This is a genomic window from Kitasatospora sp. NPDC001539, from assembly GCF_040298565.1.
Taxonomy (GTDB): domain Bacteria; phylum Actinomycetota; class Actinomycetes; order Streptomycetales; family Streptomycetaceae; genus Kitasatospora.
Window position 1 is genome coordinate 1 of sequence record NZ_JBEPAK010000034.1, and the last position, 16,040, is coordinate 16,040.

17 protein-coding genes and 1 pseudogene are annotated in these 16,040 nt (G+C 74.9%); 8 read left to right on the forward strand and 10 right to left on the reverse strand.

From position 1 onward, the window contains the following. Positions 1–97: 97 nt before the first annotated feature. Entirely contained in the window at positions 98–901 is an 804-nt protein-coding gene (locus ABT247_RS08660) for an exodeoxyribonuclease III (protein ID WP_350740090.1), read from the forward strand. 178 nt (positions 902–1,079) lie between these two features. Beyond that, on the forward strand, positions 1,080–1,667 hold the full coding sequence (locus tag ABT247_RS08665; protein WP_350740091.1) for a hypothetical protein: 588 nt from the start codon (positions 1,080–1,082) through the stop codon (positions 1,665–1,667). Positions 1,668–1,746: 79 nt separating this feature from the next. Here the strand turns inward: ABT247_RS08665 and ABT247_RS08670 are convergent, their stop codons facing one another. Beyond that, positions 1,747–2,508 (reverse strand): lysoplasmalogenase, encoded by a 762-nt coding sequence (locus ABT247_RS08670; RefSeq protein ID WP_350740093.1) that lies wholly within the window; start codon positions 2,506–2,508, stop codon positions 1,747–1,749. A 221-nt stretch (positions 2,509–2,729) separates the two neighbouring features. On the opposite strand from ABT247_RS08670, the gene ABT247_RS08675 reads away from it, so the two are divergent. After that, entirely contained in the window at positions 2,730–4,565 is a 1,836-nt protein-coding gene (locus ABT247_RS08675) for a DUF2398 family protein (RefSeq protein WP_350740096.1), read from the forward strand. A 20-nt stretch (positions 4,566–4,585) separates the two neighbouring features. On the opposite strand, the pseudogene ABT247_RS08680 reads toward ABT247_RS08675, so the two are convergent. Then, positions 4,586–5,243, reverse strand: a pseudogene (locus tag ABT247_RS08680) (transposase family protein). A gap of 330 nt (positions 5,244–5,573) precedes the next feature. Between ABT247_RS08680 and ABT247_RS08685 the strand changes: the two are divergent. Next, positions 5,574–5,705, forward strand: a complete 132-nt coding sequence (locus ABT247_RS08685) for a hypothetical protein (RefSeq protein ID WP_350740099.1) — start codon at positions 5,574–5,576, stop codon at positions 5,703–5,705. A 169-nt stretch (positions 5,706–5,874) separates the two neighbouring features. Here ABT247_RS08685 and ABT247_RS08690 read toward each other — a convergent pair whose 3' ends face one another. The 3 genes from ABT247_RS08690 to ABT247_RS08700 all read right to left on the reverse strand — a co-directional run bounded on the left by ABT247_RS08690 (position 5,875) and on the right by ABT247_RS08700 (position 7,415). Next, positions 5,875–6,054 carry a hypothetical protein gene (locus tag ABT247_RS08690; RefSeq protein ID WP_350740102.1) on the reverse strand — a complete coding sequence of 60 codons (180 nt, stop codon included), beginning with the start codon at positions 6,052–6,054 and terminating at the stop codon, positions 5,875–5,877. 166 nt (positions 6,055–6,220) lie between these two features. Further along, positions 6,221–6,592 carry a MerR family transcriptional regulator gene (locus ABT247_RS08695; protein ID WP_350740105.1) on the reverse strand — a complete coding sequence of 124 codons (372 nt, stop codon included), beginning with the start codon at positions 6,590–6,592 and terminating at the stop codon, positions 6,221–6,223. Between the two features lie 43 nt (positions 6,593–6,635). After that, complete coding sequence (locus ABT247_RS08700) at positions 6,636–7,415, reverse strand: alpha/beta fold hydrolase (protein WP_350740108.1); 780 nt, start codon at positions 7,413–7,415, stop codon at positions 6,636–6,638. Positions 7,416–7,568: 153 nt separating this feature from the next. Between ABT247_RS08700 and ABT247_RS08705 the strand changes: the two genes are divergently transcribed. After that, the gene (locus ABT247_RS08705; protein ID WP_502892411.1) at positions 7,569–8,891 is read left to right on the forward strand and encodes a sulfite oxidase; all 1,323 of its coding nucleotides are present in this window, start codon (positions 7,569–7,571) and stop codon (positions 8,889–8,891) included. Positions 8,892–8,903: 12 nt separating this feature from the next. On the opposite strand, the gene ABT247_RS08710 is transcribed toward ABT247_RS08705, so the two are convergent. The 5 genes from ABT247_RS08710 to ABT247_RS08730 form a co-directional block, all read right to left on the reverse strand. Next, on the reverse strand, positions 8,904–9,554 hold the full coding sequence (locus tag ABT247_RS08710; RefSeq protein WP_350740111.1) for a TetR/AcrR family transcriptional regulator: 651 nt from the start codon (positions 9,552–9,554) through the stop codon (positions 8,904–8,906). Between the two features lie 99 nt (positions 9,555–9,653). Beyond that, on the reverse strand, positions 9,654–10,559 hold the full coding sequence (locus ABT247_RS08715) for an acyl-CoA thioesterase (RefSeq protein WP_350740114.1): 906 nt from the start codon (positions 10,557–10,559) through the stop codon (positions 9,654–9,656). Positions 10,560–10,700: 141 nt separating this feature from the next. Continuing rightward, positions 10,701–11,933: an MBL fold metallo-hydrolase gene (locus ABT247_RS08720; RefSeq protein WP_350740191.1), complete on the reverse strand. Its 1,233-nt coding sequence runs from the start codon at positions 11,931–11,933 to the stop codon at positions 10,701–10,703. A gap of 370 nt (positions 11,934–12,303) precedes the next feature. Beyond that, positions 12,304–12,756 carry a MaoC family dehydratase gene (locus ABT247_RS08725; RefSeq protein ID WP_350740117.1) on the reverse strand — a complete coding sequence of 151 codons (453 nt, stop codon included), beginning with the start codon at positions 12,754–12,756 and terminating at the stop codon, positions 12,304–12,306. Between the two features lie 102 nt (positions 12,757–12,858). Further along, the gene (locus ABT247_RS08730; protein WP_350740120.1) at positions 12,859–13,332 is read right to left on the reverse strand and encodes a pyridoxamine 5'-phosphate oxidase family protein; all 474 of its coding nucleotides are present in this window, start codon (positions 13,330–13,332) and stop codon (positions 12,859–12,861) included. A gap of 141 nt (positions 13,333–13,473) precedes the next feature. Here ABT247_RS08730 and ABT247_RS08735 point away from each other — a divergent pair, with 141 nt between their 5' ends. The 3 genes from ABT247_RS08735 to ABT247_RS08745 all read left to right on the forward strand — a co-directional run bounded on the left by ABT247_RS08735 (position 13,474) and on the right by ABT247_RS08745 (position 16,024). Further along, positions 13,474–14,325, forward strand: coding sequence for a hypothetical protein (locus ABT247_RS08735; protein ID WP_350740123.1), 852 nt, complete (start codon positions 13,474–13,476; stop codon positions 14,323–14,325). Between the two features lie 137 nt (positions 14,326–14,462). Then, positions 14,463–15,086, forward strand: a complete 624-nt coding sequence (locus ABT247_RS08740) for a hypothetical protein (RefSeq protein ID WP_350740126.1) — start codon at positions 14,463–14,465, stop codon at positions 15,084–15,086. Continuing rightward, positions 15,080–16,024 (forward strand): hypothetical protein, encoded by a 945-nt coding sequence (locus ABT247_RS08745; RefSeq protein ID WP_350740129.1) that lies wholly within the window; start codon positions 15,080–15,082, stop codon positions 16,022–16,024. The genes ABT247_RS08740 and ABT247_RS08745 overlap by 7 nt, the downstream gene beginning before the upstream one ends. Positions 16,025–16,040 lie beyond the last annotated feature (16 nt).

The window sequence follows — 16,040 nt, forward strand, 5'->3', positions numbered from 1 at the left end:
GCAGGACTTTCAGTGGCGGGCGGTATGTTCGGGGTGGGCCTCCACCGGGGGCCCACCCCCGTCCGTACCGACCGAACCACCGGGAAGGCCGCCCGCCGTGACCGTCCGCATCGCCACCTGGAACATCAACTCCGTCACCGCTCGGCTGCCCAAGCTCCTGGAGTGGCTGGAGAGCGCCAAGCCCGACGTGCTCTGCCTCCAGGAGCTGAAGTGCGCGGCCGACGCCTTCCCCTACGACGAGGTCCGCGAGCTCGGCTACGAGACGGCCGCGCACGGCACCGGCCGGTGGAACGGCGTGGCCGTCGTCTCCCGGCTCGGCCTGGAGGACGTCGTGCGCGGGCTGCCCGACCAGCCCGGGTTCCTCGCCGACGGCGCCCTGCTGGCCGACGTCGAGCCGCGCGCCATCGCCGCCACCTGCGGCCCGGTGCGGGTCTGGTCGGTCTACGTGCCGAACGGCCGCGAGGTCGGCCACGCGCACTACCACTACAAGCTGGAGTGGCTGGAGGCGCTGCGCAAGGCGGCCGCCGAGGACGCGGCCGGCCCGCGCCCCTTCGCCGTCCTGGGCGACTTCAACATCGCCCCCACCGACGAGGACGTCTACGACGTCGCCGCCTTCGAGGGCCTCACCCACGTCACCCCCGCCGAGCGCGGCGCGCTGGACGCGCTCGGCGGGATCGGCCTGCACGACGTCGTGCCGCGCCCGCTCAAGTACGACCGCCCGTACACCTACTGGGACTACCGCCAGCTGGCCTTCCCGAAGAACCGGGGCATGCGGATCGACCTCGCCTACGGCAACAAGCCCTTCCTCGACGCCGTCACCGACAGCTACGTCGACCGCGAGGCCCGCAAGGGCAAGGGCACCTCGGACCACGCCCCGGTCGTGGTCGACCTCGACCTCTGAGCACCCGGGCCGAGCACCGCGGCACCAGGGCGCCGGGCAGCGGGCCGTCGCTCGAACGGTCCTGAGCGGTGGCTGGATGTGCAGCGCCTGCCTACCTTCGGTGATGACCGGGTGCGGTCGACCCACCACGTGGACTGGAAAGTCCCGGCCGCGCCCCGAGAATCCCGGAGGTTCCGGCATGCGCCCCACGCGTACGGCCGCCGCCGCCCTGATCGGCGCGACGGTGCTGACCGGTCTGACGGCCCCCCTCGCATCCGCCAGGGACGGCGCGGCCTCGGTCAGCCCGTCCCAGGCCGCACCGGGCCAGACCGTGACCGTCACGGTCTCCTGCGAGAAGTCGGACAAGCCCGACGCCAAGACCGTCACCGCCCACTCCGCGGCCTTCGAGGGCGGCCCGGCGACGCTCACCCTCGGCGCCGACGGCAAGCACAGCGGCTCCGCCCGGCTGGCCTCCCAGCACCAGGGGGAGAGCAAGGTCGACGGCACCTGCCCGGACGGCGGCGCCTTCTCGACCACCGTCACGGTCACCACCGTGGCGGCCACCGGCCCGGACAAAGGCCTCGGTGACTGGGGCAAGGCGGCGGGGGAGTGGGCCGGCTCGCTCGGCCAGTCCGGCGCCGGGAGCCAGCAGGTCGCCCCGCACGGCGCGGTGCAGACCGGGCTCGGCGGCTCGGTCGCGGGAGACCCGGCGGAGCTGGCCGGCGGCCTGGTCCTGGTCGCCGGTGCTGTCGGCGGCTTCTGGCTGCTCCGGAGGCGGGCTGCCTGACGGCCCTCGCCCCCCGCGCGATCCCGCGTCGCGCCGCTGGACCCTGACGGGACCGGCGGCGCGGCGGCGCGACGGGGTGTCAGACGGCCGCCGGCTCGGTCCGCGCCCGCTGCCCCGGCCACTGCGGCGCCGCCGGCCGTTCCCGCCCCTCCTGCCGCTCCTCGTGCGCGAGGACGCCGCTGGCCAGCAGGTACTGGGCCAGCACGTACGTCGCCATGATCCAGAACTGATGCCCCGGCAGCTCGCGCCACTTCGCCAACCGGGTGGCGATCAGGGTGTCCGAGAGCAGGAACAGCGCCCCGCCCAGCCCGGTGCGCCAGCCCAGTCCGGCCGAGCTGACGGCCGTCGAGGTGAGCAGCAGGCTGTAGCCGGCGACCGGCACCTTCAGGTCCCCGAGATCCGGCCAGAGGCAGCCGATCATGCTCGCCCAGGCCGCCGCGTAGGCGGCCGCGACCAGCAGGGTCCGACGGCGGTCGGTGAGCGCCCCGCGCTGGACGAACATCGTCACGTAGCAGACGTGCGCGGCCGCGAAGGAGCCCATGCCGGCCAGGAACGCGGGGTCGTTCCCCAGCTGCAGCAGGACGTCCCCGCCCGCGCTCGCCAGCAGGGCGGGCGCCAGCAGCTTCGGCGCCTGCCGCCCCGCCGCCGAGGCCGCCGTCACGCTGTGCGCGGCCAGCAGCGGCATCAAGGCCGGTTTGGTGGCGTTGCGCACCACCGACGCGCCCGACAGGATCGAACCCAGGTGCACCGCCGAGGCGGCCGCGAAGCCTCCGAGCAGACCGGTCGCCGAACGCAGGCGCCCGCCGAGGCCGGCGGCGCGGGTCGTCGTGCGGATACTCATGGGGGCCTCCGGGGGTGGGCGGTGGTCACTGACCCTAAGGGACCCGGCGGGCGCCGGGAAAGACGAGGTTACCGGTGCGTAACCCGGACCGGCCGCGGCGGATGACGGGCCGACCGGGTAGCGGACCGCACCCGGCCGCTTCGACGGCTCCTGTGGAGAGTTCCCCAGGAGGGCGGTTGCCGCCACCGGGTGAGCGGTCACCGTCTAGGCTTGACCCCGACATGGAGCAGCAGGAGTACGCGGTCGGCGCCACCCGGGTGGCCGCCGGCGGGCCGGACGGACGCAGGGGCGCGGCAGGCCGGGGGACCGCCGACGCCGCCCTCGCCGTACACCGGGCCGGCTTCCTGCCCGCAGCCGCCCCCACCGGTGCTGACGCGGCACCTGGGGCCGCCGCCGAAAGCCGTGCTGACGGCCCGCAAGCCGCCGGGCCGGACCTCTCGCCCGACCCGGGCCTGCTGCGGCTCGCCCATTGGTTCGCCGCCGCCGGCCCCGGCACCGCGGACGACCTCTGCACCGCCTCCTTCGGCCTCTATCCGGCCCGCCACCTCGGCGCACCCGCCGAGCCCGCCGACCCCGGCGTCAGCTGGTGGCACGGCCCCACCGCCCACGGCGCCACCGTCGCGCGCGCCCGCCGGGCCCGTGCGGCGGGCGCGCTGCGCCGCGCCCGGCGCGACGAGGCCGCGCTGCCCGTCGTCCGGTCAGGTGCCAAGCCGGGCACGCCCGGCAGGCACCGCAAGCCGGAGCGGGTCCGGCTGCTTCCGGGCACAGCCGCCGAGGCGCAGGATCGTTCCACCGCAGGGCTCCCGGACGGTGCGCTTGCCGGCGGTGCACTTGCCGGCGGTGCCGCGGTCGGTGGTGCCGCGGCCGGTGCCGGACTCCCCGCCGCGGAGACGACCGCCGGCGAGCTCCCCGCCGTCGAACTCCCCGACGCCGAACGCCGCATCGCCGCCCGACTGCTGCTCGCCCACCCGCTGGTCACCGCCTCCGGCCCGCACGCCGACGGCTTCCCGCTGATCCTCCGTCACCGCGACTGGCTGACCGAGCGCTTCGACACCCTGCTCGGCTACCGCCTGGTCGTCGGGCCCCGGCACGCGCGGCTCTACAAGGCGGGCCTCGGCCCCGGCGCCGCCCGCCGACTCGAACACCCCGCCACCGGCGCCCCGTTCACCCCCGCCGGCTACGCCCAGCTCTCGCTCGCCCTCGCGCTGCTGGTCGACGCCCCCGAGCGACTCCGGTACGGGCGGCTGCTCGACGCCATGCGCACCGCCGCACCCGGGCTCACCGCCGAACCGGCCGACCTCGCGATGGCGCTCGCCGCGCTCGCCGCCTGGCAGGTGCTCGGCGATCTGCCCGCCGACCCGGCCGACACCGACGTCGTGCTCACCGTCGACCGCGAACTCGCCCGCGCCGTCCCGGCCGGCCCGCCCGCCCTCGCCGCCGACGCCACCGACCTGGTGCGCCGCGCCGCCGAGGCCGAACCCGCCACCGCCGTCCGCCGCCTCCTCGCCGAGACGCCCGCCGTCCTCGCCGCCGACCTCCCCGAGGACCAGCGCACCTGGCTGCTCGAACACCGGCTCAGCGGCCCGGCCGCGCTCGCCGAGTTCCTCGGCCTCGAAGCCGAACTGCGCGCCGAGGGCGTCGCCCTGCTCGATCCGGCCGCCGAACTCACCGACCTCGCCCTCCCCGGCGCCGACACCCTCGCCCAGGCCACCCTGCTGCTGGTCGAGCGCCTGGTCGAGGAGGTGCGCCCGCTGCCCGGCGAGGCCACCGACGGCGACGTCCCGATCCCGGACGCCCTGATAGACGGCGTCCTCGGCGACATCACCGACGAGTACGGCCTCCCCACCCACTACCTCGCCGACCGCACCGCCCTCCGCCGCGACGCCCTCGACCTCCTCCACCGCCTGGGCCTCATCACCCCCACCCCGCGCACCACCTGGCTCCTGCGCCCCCCGGCCGCCCGCTACGCCCCGGCGCCCGACCTCCACCCCGTCCCCGGCACCGGCCGCCACTGCCGCCCCGCTCCGGCACCCGCACGCGAGGAGCAGCGGGCGTAGGCACGTAGTTCCGAAGTCGGTCAGCGGTCGTAGGCGATCAGTGAGCGGGTCACGGGCTGACCGGTAGTTCGGTTGTGCCAGATCGCACAGGTCATCGCCAGAATGTGCTGGCCGACTCGGACGCCGACGCCCTCGATGGTGCGGCCGCCGTGCTGTTCGAGGCCGAGCTGTCCTTCGAAGGTGTCGTTGACGGACTCGATCAGCCGGCGGAGGGTCTTCAGCAGCCCCTCGCCGGGGCGCGGGACCCGGTTGCGGTAGGACGGCCGGAGCAGTTGGACGCCGTGCTGGTCGAGGAGGCGGTCGAGTTCGGCGGAGACGTAGCCCTGGTCGGCGAGGATCAGCAGGCCGGGCCGCGATCCACACCGGATCGGCCCACAGATCGGTGGCCCTGGCCAGGTTGCGGATGGCCTGCTGGATCAGCGGCCGGGCGGCCCGAAGACGCTTGTGGTAGGCCGGGCGTTGAGGCAGACCCGGGAACATGCCGAGCAAACGAGCCCGGGCGAAGCGGATCCATCGGGCCTCGGAGTGGTAGCCGGGCAGGGCCCGGGCCACGGCCAGGCAGACCAGTTCGGAGTCCGCCAGCCACGGCGGCCGACCCCGTCGGCGCGTTCGGGGCAGGTGATCATCGATCTGCACACAGGGTGCGGTCAGAAGGGTGTCCAGCTCTTCGGTCGTCACAACCCGATGCCGGACATCCTTCCTGCGCGTCCGGAGCAGAACCGGCAAACCCACCCGACTTCGGAACTACTCGTCCAGGGCGTTTCCGGGGCGGGGTTGGCCGGAACCCGGGTTGTCAGGAGGGCCTGTGGGCGTACGCGGCCCGCTCCTTCCGGCTGGTAGTGAGGACTGAAGCCGGGAGGGGAAGCACTCGCGGCCCGCCTGCGGCTGACGGTCGAACACGGCTGGGAGGACCTGGGCGCCGTCGATGTCGTGGTGTTCCGCGTCCGGCGCAGGGATTCCGCCCTCAGTCGGCTGGAGGGCAGCCGCGACCCGAGCACGTTCGTCCGGGTGGGGCGGTCGGAAGAGGATGCCGAAGCGGCGCTGGACGTCCTGCTCGACGCGCTCGGGATCGGCCGGGAGGCGCTGACGTTCCTCGGCGACGTGGAGACCGGGTTCGAGTGCGTCGACGGCTCCTCGTGAGGGGCGCCCGCTGACCCGGCCGGGTGCTCGGCTGCCCGCAGGGGAAGTCGGCCGGGCCGACTTCCCGTGCTGTGCGGGCTCGCCGCCCGGCGGCCGGCGGGCTCTTCCGGCGGGGGAGACGCGGAAGCACCGCGTCCGGGGTGGACGGCGGTGCCGGGCGGGGTCGGCCCTACTTGCTGGCCGTGGTGGTGGCGACGGGGCTGTGGCGGACGGTTTCGACGGTGGCGCCGACACCGAGGGTTCCGAGGGCGATGGAGGCGAGGACGGCGGTGCAGGCGAGCAGGCGGCGGTGACGCTGGGGGAGCGGAAAGCGCGGTTCCTGGTAGGGCGCCTGAGGGCTGGCGTTCATGACAGGGAGCGTTCCAGGGCGGTGTTAACGGTCGGTACGCGCGGGTGAAGTCCGGGCGGGGGTTGAGCGTCGGTTGGCCGGCCGCGTACGCCCTACCCGGCGCGCCGGGCGTCGCCGCTGGTCAGCGGGGTCGTCCGCGGTCGACGGGGGCCGGGCGGCGGGGTCGTCAGGCCGCGTGCTCGGCGCTCGGCTCGTGCGCGGTCGCGAGGTAGTGCGAGAGCGCCCGCCGGCTGCGGGTGAGGTCGGCGATCCGGGCGTCCAGGTCGGCGAGTTCCTCGCGCAGGGTGGCGAGGAGCTGGGGGCAGGCCTCGAGCACGGGCATCGGACCGGTCGCGCAGGGCAGGAGTTCGGCGATGACCCGGGTGGTCAGGCCGGCCGCGAGGAGGCTGCGGATCTGCCACACCCGCACGGTGTCCTCCTCGCCGTACTCGCGGTACCCGGCGCTGGTGCGGGCGGGCCGGAGCAGGCCCTGCTCCTCGTAGTAGCGGAGCAGACGGGTGGACACCCCGGTCAGGCGGGCGAGTTCTCCGATGCGCATGATCGGGGAACGCGAGCGGTGGCCGGGGTTGTTCCCGCCCGTCTCAGGACGTGACGAACTCCAGCAGGACCTCCCGCAGTTGGGGCAGGGCCTCGACCACCGGCAGGTGCCCGCACGGCAGTTCGACGTAGCGGGCGCCGGAGATGCCCCCGGCGAGCAGCCGGTGCTGGGACGGCTGGACGAGCATGTCCTCGGCGGTGCCGACGACCGTCGTCGGGACGGTGATCGCGGACAGCTCGGCCCGTACGTCGGCCCGGGCGGCCAGGCCGAACTGCTGCCGGAAGCCGTCCGGCTGCGGGGACTCGAGCGCCTTCGCCAGCTCCGCGAGCTGCTCGGCGGGCAGGGCGTCCACCCAGCTGTGGCCGAAGACGACGCTGAGCACCAGCCGGGCGAGGTCGCCCGGCCGGTCGTCGAGCGCGACCATGAGCTCCGCGAGCGTGCTCAACCGGGCCGAGCCGCCGGCCACGCCCGCGAGCAGCAGCAGCGACCGGACCCGTTCGGGGTGGCGGGTGGCGATCCGCACGGCGACGGCGGCCCCCAGCGAGTAGCCGGCGAGGTCGAAGGTGGACAGCCCCTCCTCGTCGGCGGCGGCGACCAGCCGCTCGGCCAACTCGTCGAGGGTCGGCTCGCCGGGCTCGTACGGGCTGTCGCCGGAGCCCGGGTAGTCGGGGGCGACGACGGTGCGGTGCGCGGCGAGGTCGGGCAGCAGCGGGCCCCAGTTGTCCCGGGCGCTGCCGCCGGCGCCGTGGGCGAGCAGCAGGCCGGGGCCCGACCCCTGGACGATGCGGGCGAGCGGGGCGAAGGGGGCGGGGATGGACGACATGGCGGTCTCCTCCGTGGGCGGGTTCGTTCCGACACCGCAGGACGCTAGGAGTTCACACCGGTGAGAAGGTCAAGCGGAGGAGCGAGGCGGAGGAGCAGGAGCAGGAGGGGGAGGAGTTGTCGGAGGAGCAGGGTCGGCGGAGCACGGTCGGAGGTGTGCGGCGCCGACCGGATCGGACGGACGGGACGGTCCGACCGGCGGCCCTGGTCACGCGGAGCGCCGGAGCGACTACGCTGGGCTGCGAGGAGTGCTCTCGGTACGAAGGGCCGGTGCGCTCCGCCGCCGGGGCGCTCACCCGTGCCCGCGTCGGCCACGCCGGTGTGCGCCCCGGGCCGGACGGCCGCCGAGGAGGTGATCAGGGCCGTGCCCGGAATCGTCAAACCGCTGCCCGCCGAGTGGTTCGTCGCCCACGACACCAATGCCGAGATGCGCTGGGACGCCCTGCGCGACGCCGACGGCACGGCCTCGATCGGCCGTCACGTCCCGACGGAACGGTTCTTCGTCCGCAACCACACCGGCACCCCGCTGATCGACCCCGACGGCTGGCGGCTGAAGCTCTTCGGCAGCGGCCTGAGGGGCGCCCCGTCGGCCGGGCAGGCGGTCGAGTTCGGCCTGGCGGACCTGCGGGCGCTGCCGTCCACCCGGATCGACGCGCTGATCGAGTGCGCCGGCAACGGGCGCCGCTACTACCGGGACCAGCAGCACCAGGACGTGCCCGGCACGCCGTGGGCGCTCGGCGGGGTCGGCTCGGCGAGCTGGCGAGGGGTCCGGCTCGCCGAGGTGCTGCGGGCCGCCGGGCTGACCGAGGACGCGGTGGACGTGATGGCGGTCGGGCTGGACCCGCACTACGTCGTCGGCGGCGTCGACCACGGCCCGGTGCGCCGCCCGCTGCCGGTGGCCAAGGCCGTGGACGACGTGCTGCTCGCCTACGAGATGAACGGCGAGCCGCTGACTCCCGACCACGGTGCGCCGGCCCGGCTGGTGGTGCCCGGCTGGGTGGGCGTCGCCTCGATCAAGTGGGTCGGCAGCATCGAGGTGGCCGACCACCCGCTCCGCTCGCCCTGGAACACCGACTTCTACCGGATGTTCGGCCCGGACCACCCGCCCGGCGGCGGCGCACCGCTCGGCCCCCAGGTGGTCAAGTCGGCCTTCGAGCTGGCCGTGGGTGCGGAGCTGGCGGCCGGTCGCGAGCACCGGTTGCACGGGCGGTCCTGGTCCGGCGGCGCCCCGGTGGCCCTGGTCGAGGTGAGCACCGACGGCGGGCTGAGCTGGCGGCCCGCCGAGCCGGCCGACGAGCCGCTCGCCGGCAACTGGACGCGTTGGAGCGCCGCCTGGCGCCCCGAGCGGCCCGGCCGGTACGAGCTGCGCGCGCGTGCGACGGACCGGCTCGGCGCCACCCAGCCGGAGCGGGCACCGTTCAACCGGGAGGGCTACCTGTTCGGCGCGGTGGTGGCGCACCCGGTGACGGTGGTCTGAACGGACCCGGGTTCAGCCGGTGGACTGGACCTCGTACGGGGCCGGGTAGTGGGTCTCGTACGGGGTCAGCACCAGCCGCACCACGTCCTCCAGGCGCCGCCGGGCGTCCCCGAGGGTGGTGCGGCCGGTCACCCAGGCCGTCAGCTCGCCCTGCCAGGCGTGCGCGACGATGTGCCGCACCAGCTCGCTGGCGGCCGCCGGCACCTCGGACGTCACCGCCTGGAGGGCGGTGCTGTCCGCCCGGGCCATGCCCTGGAGGGCCTCGCTGGCGAAGGGGTCGGTGGAGGCGGCGACGGCCACCCGCAGCCGGGCCAGTTCGGGCTGCCGTTGATAGGCCCGCATCCCGCCCCGGACGAACCGGACCGCACGGTCCGTGGCCCCCAGCCCGGCGCGCGGCCCGCGCAGCTCGGCCACCAGGTCGGCCAGCAGCAGGCGGTGCCATTCGGCGATCGCGGCCGCCAGCAGATGGTCCTTGGAGGAGAAGTAGCGGTACGCCGTCCCGAGCGCGACTCCGGACCGCTCGCAAACCTGCTTCATCTGCAGCCGCTCGACACCGATCTCGTTCACCAGGGCGAGCGCGGCCGCGATCAGGCTGTCGCGGCGTTCGAGCTGACGCGGAGACATCGCCTCCACCGGTCGTGGTGACAGGTCAACCTTGGTCACCCGCACCATGATACGGGCCGGGGCCGCTCAGGAGTATGACGCCGTCCGGCCCCCTGCCGTTCGCCGGGCGGTCACTGCGGTGCCCGGGGCGGGTGCATCCTAGGCCAGCCCGCGGATCAGCGCCTCCTGGACGGCCGAGGCCACCAGCCGGCCGTCCCGGTCGTAGAACTCGCCGAGCGACAGGCCCCGGCCGTCCGAGCAGGACGGGCTGCGCTGGGCGAAGAGCAGCCACTCGTCGGCCCGGAACGGACGGTGGAACCACATCGCGTGGTCGAGCGAGGCCATCAGCAGCCGGGGCGGCTCGGTGCGCTGGAAGAAGTTCGGCTGTTCGTGCAGCCCCGCGGTGGAGGCCAGGGTGAGGTCGGACAGGTAGGTGAGCGCGCAGGTGTGCAGCAGCGGGTCGTCGACCGCGAAGGGGGTGGCGATGCGCAGCCAGACGAACTGCTGCGGCATCCCCGGGACGGCCGGGGGCACGCCCGGGGCGTCCTCCGGGACGAAGCGCAGCTCGAGGTCGCGGAAGCCGTCGGAGGCCTTGATCGCGGCGCGCAGCCCCTCGTCCCAGTGCGAGAAGGCGTCGGGCAGCACCTCGGGGCCGGGCACCGGCGGCATCTTGCGGTGGCGGCCGCCGGTCGGCTCGGGACGCTTGAAGGAGGCGGTGAGGCTGAAGATCTCGTTCCGGTCCTGCACCGCCCGGACCCGCCGGGTGGCGTAGGTGACGCCCTCGCGGAGCCGTTCGACCTCGTAGCCGATCGGTCGGGTCGGGTTGCCGGGCAGCAGGAAGTAGCCGTGCAGCGAGTGCACCGTGCGCCCCTCGCAGGTGCGCCCGGCCGCGGCGAGGGCCTGGGCCGCGACGTGGCCGCCGAACGCGCGCATCGGGGCGCCGGCGTGGCAGTAGCCCCGGAACGTGTTCTCGTCCAGCTGCTCGATCTCCAGCAGGTCGGCGAACGGGGAGGCCGGGCGGGGCCGTCGCGCGGCCGGGATCTGCTGTTCGGTCAGGTCGGTCACCGGGCCATAGTGGCAGAAGCCAACCGGGTGGTGGTGTGGCGTGGATAACACCGGGCCGGGGTGGAACGCGTTCCAGTTGACGTTGCGGTCGACGCGACACGGGCCCCTCGGTGCACGGGGCCGGCCGGACGTGAGCGGCGGTCAGCCGACGGACTTCGAAACCTGCTCGCCGGGATCCGTCACCGCTTCCGGCGTCGTCGTCCCCGGTTCGGCCCGGGCATTCGTCCCGGTCCCCGTCCCGGTCCCCGCCCCGGTCTCCGCGGCGACCAGGGGCTCGATGCCGCGCGGGGCCGCCGCGACCGCGCGCCACCAGAGCCGGAGCGCGGGAGGGCGGGCCGGCTCGAAGGGCTTGCCGGGGCGGGGCACCGCGAGGTGGGCGCCGAGGCTGTGGGCGGCGGTGACGACGCGCTCGGCCGGTTCCTCCCAGGGGTGGGTCGCCAGGTTGAAGGTGCACCAGTGGATCGGCAGCATCAGCTCGCCGCCCAGGTCCAGGTGCGCCCGCACGCCCTCCTCGGGGGTCATGTGCACCTCGGGCCAGAAGTCGCTGTACGCGCCGACCTGCACCATGGTCGCGTCGAACGGTCCGAGCCGGCGCCCGATCTCCGCGAACCCCGGGAAGTAGCCGGTGTCCCCGCTGTGGAAGATCCGGTGCCCGCCGCCCGCGACCACCCAGGACGCCCACAGGAACAGCGCGCTGGTGCGCGGTCCACGGCTGCAGTAGTGCCGGGCGGGTGTGGCGGTCAGGGTCAGCCCGGCGACCTCGGCCGACTCCCACCAGTCCAGCTCGACGATCCGTCCGGCCGGGACCCCCCAGTGCTCCAGGTGGGCCCCGACCCCCAGGGGCACCGCGAAGACCGCCCCGCTGCCGATCAGTGCCCGCACGGTGGCCATGTCGAGGTGGTCGTAGTGGTCGTGCGAGATCACGACCGCGTCCACCGGTCCGAGTTCGGACAGCGGCAGCGGGACCGGGTGCAGCCGCTTGGGCCCGGTCCAGCCGAACGGCGAGCAGCGCTCGCCCCAGACCGGGTCGATCAGGACGCGCCGTCCGCCGATCTCGACGAGCACGGTGGCGTGCCCCAGCCAGGTGAGGCGCAGCCCGGACTCCGGGGGCTCGGCCAGGTCGGCCGGGAGCAGCCGGTGCACCGGGACGGCGGCGGACGGCGCCCGGCGGAGCTTGTCGCCGGCCAGCTGGGCGAGGGTGATCTCCAGCGGGCTCCGCTCGTACACCAGGCGGCGGGTGGGCACCGGGTTGCGGAAGGCGCCGTCGACGAACTGGGGCGAGCGCCGGATCCGGGCCAGCCGCTCGCCCCGGGGCTCGGCTCCGAAGGCGTCGGTCCGGACCCGGTGCCAGGCCGCGCGGTAGAGTCCGGCCAGCCCCGGGACGGCGCGCTCGGCGGCCGGTCCGGCGAGGGGCGGGGCGGACTGCGAGGTCAGACCGGCGAGACGGGAGAACCACGGGGCGGGGCGGGGCACGGCTCCTCCAGGGACGGTCACGACTACCGGGCAGTGCCGGGGCGTGTACCCACAGGGGCGAGTGAGGCGACTGTGGTACGACAACCATCTCGTCGGAGACTACTCGCCGTGGGCCGTCCGGACCCGGTGGAGAGTCCGGTGCGGTCCATCCGGCGTACCGCACGCAGGCGCGGGACGGGCCCAGGGGCGGCGCGGCCGCGGGCGGGCGCGGAAGCGGAGGTGGCGGCGGGCGCGGCCGCGGCCCGGGGCCGGCGGCCGCCCTCCGGTCCGGCTACGCGTAGAAGCGGGTGATCGCCTCCGCCACGCAGTGCGGCTTGGTGCTGCGCTCGCTCGTGATGGTGAACCGGACCACCGCCTGGACGCCGCCCGGCACCTCGGTGGCCGAGACCAGCTCGGCCGTCGCCCGGATGGCGGTGTTCACCGGCACCGGAGCCGGGAACCGCACCTTGTCCGAGCCGTAGTTCAGCGCCATCCGCACGCCCTCGACGCTGTAGCACTCCTTGGCCAGCACCGGGATCATCGACTGGGTCAGGTAGCCGTGCGCGATGGTCGAACCGAACTGGCTCTCCTTCGCCCGCTCCGGGTCCACGTGGATCCACTGGTGGTCCCCGGTCGCCTCGGCGAACAGGTCGATCTGCCGCTGGTCGATGGTGTGCCACTCGCTGGTGCCCAGTTCGGTGCCGACGGCGGCGGTCAGCTCGGCGAGGGAGGCGAAGGTCGTCACGGTGCGCTCCTGGAGGGGGACGGGCCCGGCTACGGGCCAGGACGCCGGAAGCGTATGCCTACCCGCCGGTACCTGTCAGGAGTGTGAGGCGGGAAGCGCGGTTCAGGGCCGCACCGCCCGGCGACCGGGCCGGTCCGGCCCGAACGGCGCGGGGCCCGGGGAGCCCTGCCCGGTCGGGAACAGCCGCCGCCCGCTGACCAGCTCCGGCACCAGCGCGACGAACAGCGGCTCCGGATCCCCGACCCACGCCCGCAGCCCGGACCGCAGCACCCGCCGGACCTGCTCCGGGTCCGTCACCGCGTCGGCCCGCCCGTGCACCAGCACGCTCCACCCGGTGCGGGTGACCGGGTCCAGCAGGTCGGCCTGGAAGGCGACCACCGTGCCGTCGAGCCCGCGCGCGGTGGCACTTCCCCGGCGCACGGCGAGCACCAGCCGCCCGTCCAGGACCTCGAAGGAGACCGGCAGGACGGCCGGCAGCGCGTGCTCGGTGTACACCACCCGCCCGACGGGCACGGTGCTGAGCAGCCGCAGGCACTCGGCCTCGCCCAGGGTCTCCACACGGTCCTCGCGCTCCATGCGTCCGATCGTCCTCCGGTCGGCCCGCGCGTCGATAGGGCCCATGGTCCCGCGGCGGACGGGCCGGGAGCCCCGTCGGCGGCCGCCCGGGGCGGTAGCCTGCCCGGCGGGTGGAGGAACGGTGGAGGAGGGGGCGGAGGGATGGCCGGCGGAGTCGATCTGGTGGTGATCGGGGCGGACGGCGGCCCGGACCGCGCGTACGGCGGTTCGGCACGCGCCCCGGAGGGCGCCCGGCTGCTCGCCGAGGTGCTGCCCGGGATGTGCTTCGACACCGGCGCGGCCGGCTGCCGGGTCACCGGGACGGCGCCGGACGCGGACGCCAACGCCATGCTCACCGCCGTCCGGGAGGCGGCCCGCACGCGCGGCCGCTGGCTGGTGGTCTGCCTGGTGGGCCAGTTGACGGCCGATCCGCGCGGGCGCCGGCTCGCCCTGGTGACCGGGGGCAGCACCCCCGCCAACGCCTACCGGCGCGGCCTGGCGTGGGACTGGGTGGTCAGCGCGATGGTGCACGGCGACCACGAGGAGGCGCTGCTGCTGGTCGACGCGGTGGCCGACCGGGACACCTGGGCGGCGCTGGAACGCGGCGGCGAGGACAGCGCGGGCGAACTGCTCAGCTACTCCCGGGTCCCGCTGTGGGGCCGGATCGGCCGCTACACCCCGGGCAGACGCGGCCGGGACGCGGTGCTGCCGGGCGGCGAGGGATCGTTCAGCCGGGCGCTCACCACCGTGCTGGGCCACGGCGTGCCGGGCGCCCCCGCGGCCGTCGCCCCGTCGGACCTCCAGCCCGCCGTCGCGGCATTGCTGGACGGCGGCGGGCCGGCCGGTAGTTCGGGTGCGCCGGGCGCGCGCCTGCTCGTTCCGCCGCAGGCCGGGCGACTGTTGATGCGCAATCGGGCCGCGGTTCGCGGCGCATTGGCCGGATTGTCGCTTTCCGAAGAACTGTTGGCCGTTCTGTGGCGGGAAAGTGCCCCGACGGAACCGCCTTCCGCGTAAGGTCAGGAGGCCTGAGGTGTTGCCGTGATGGGGTGGGTTGGCGAAGAATCGATCCCCAGCGGAAACACCCGCGGGACGGCGGAATTCTCCTGGCGGCCGTGGATCACGGATCGGCTCGGTCGCGACGAGGTGGGGCGATGCGGCAGCGCGGAAATGTGGTGCGCCCTGGGGCGGTTGGCGTTGCCGGGGCGGTTCTGGTGTTGATCCTCGGCGCTTGTGCGAGCGGTGGTGCCGGTGGTTCCGTCGATCGTCTCGGGTCGCCCGCGCCCCCTGTTGCGGGAGTGAACCCGTTAACTCCTTCGGGTGGTTCGGCAAACGCCTCGATCGCGCCGACGGACGGCCCGGAAGGGGCCATGGCGCGATTGGCCGTGAAGGCGTATCAGGACTGGTGGCAGGCGCAGGCCCAGGCTTTCGGGGACAAGGATTCGGACGGTTCGACGCTCGAGCAGTACTCCTCCGGGCGCGCACTGTCGGACACCCTGGTCGGCCTGCGTCAACTCCACGACGCCAAAGCGGTGATGACCGGGACGCCGCGCAATTCGGCGGTGGTCAGGTCGATCGACCTGAAAGCGGACCCGCAGACCGCGGTGATCGAGGACTGCGTGGACCTGTCGGCCTGGCACCGCGTCGACGCCGTCACCGGGGCGGCGAAGGACCCCGGGCAGCGCTTGAACCGGTACGTCGCGACCGCGTCCCTGCGCAGGTTCCAAGCACACTGGCTGATCTACGAGTTCACTCGGGAGGTGGACCGGACATGCTGAACGCGCGGAAACCGGCCCGGCGGTTCGCGGTCGTCGCGTCCCTGTCCGCCGGGCTGCTGCTGACCTCGGCGGTGGCGGCGGCGGACGAGCCCCCGAGCGGCGGGGCGGAGCAGTGCTTCCCGAGCGTGATCTGCGCTCACGCAGGTTCCGACGGGACGACGCCCGCTCCCGGGGCGTCGAACCCCGGCGGGGGCGGCGGCGGACTGGACCCCGGCCCGCAGGTCTGCAGCTACCACGGGGTGGAATGGGCCTGCCACGACCCGCAGTGGGGCTGGTTCGACAGCGGCCAGGGGTGCTACTTCCGCCCGCTGGACAACCCGCTCCCCGAGAGCGACCCGGCCTGGGAGGGGCACACCGCCAAGGACGGCTCGCTCAACTCGAAGGTCTGCCCGCAGACGAACGGCGGCCAGGACGGCGCCCAGATCGTCTTCGTGCCCAACGGCCCGAACGGGCAGCGGCCGAAGACCCTGGCGGAGCTCAAGCAGGAGGCCTTCGACATGGTCCGCCTCCCGCAGCCGGTGGGCCGGATCGCGCCCGCCGGGACGGCGGTGGTCAACGCGCCGGTGTGGCTCTGGGCCGAGAACGTGGCGCCGCCCAAGCAGGGGTACGCCGTGGCCGGCGGCGTCTCGGTCACCGTCACGGTCCGGCTCACCGGCACCACCTGGGACTTCGGCGACGGCCAGACCAAGGAGTGCGCGACCGCCGGGACGCCGTACGACGCCAAGTACGGCGCCGCCAAGTCCCCGGACTGCGGCTACGAGTTCAGGACCGGCTCGGGCGCCAAGCAGAACGGCGCCTTCAGCGCCACCGTGACGACGCACTGGGAGGCCGACGTGGCCGTCACCGGCCCCAAGCCGGAGAAGTACACGCTCCCCCCGCTCAGGCAGGACAGCGACCCGTTCGCGGTCCGGGTCGGCGAGGTACAGGTGCTCAACTGAGGCCGGCCGAGGCGGG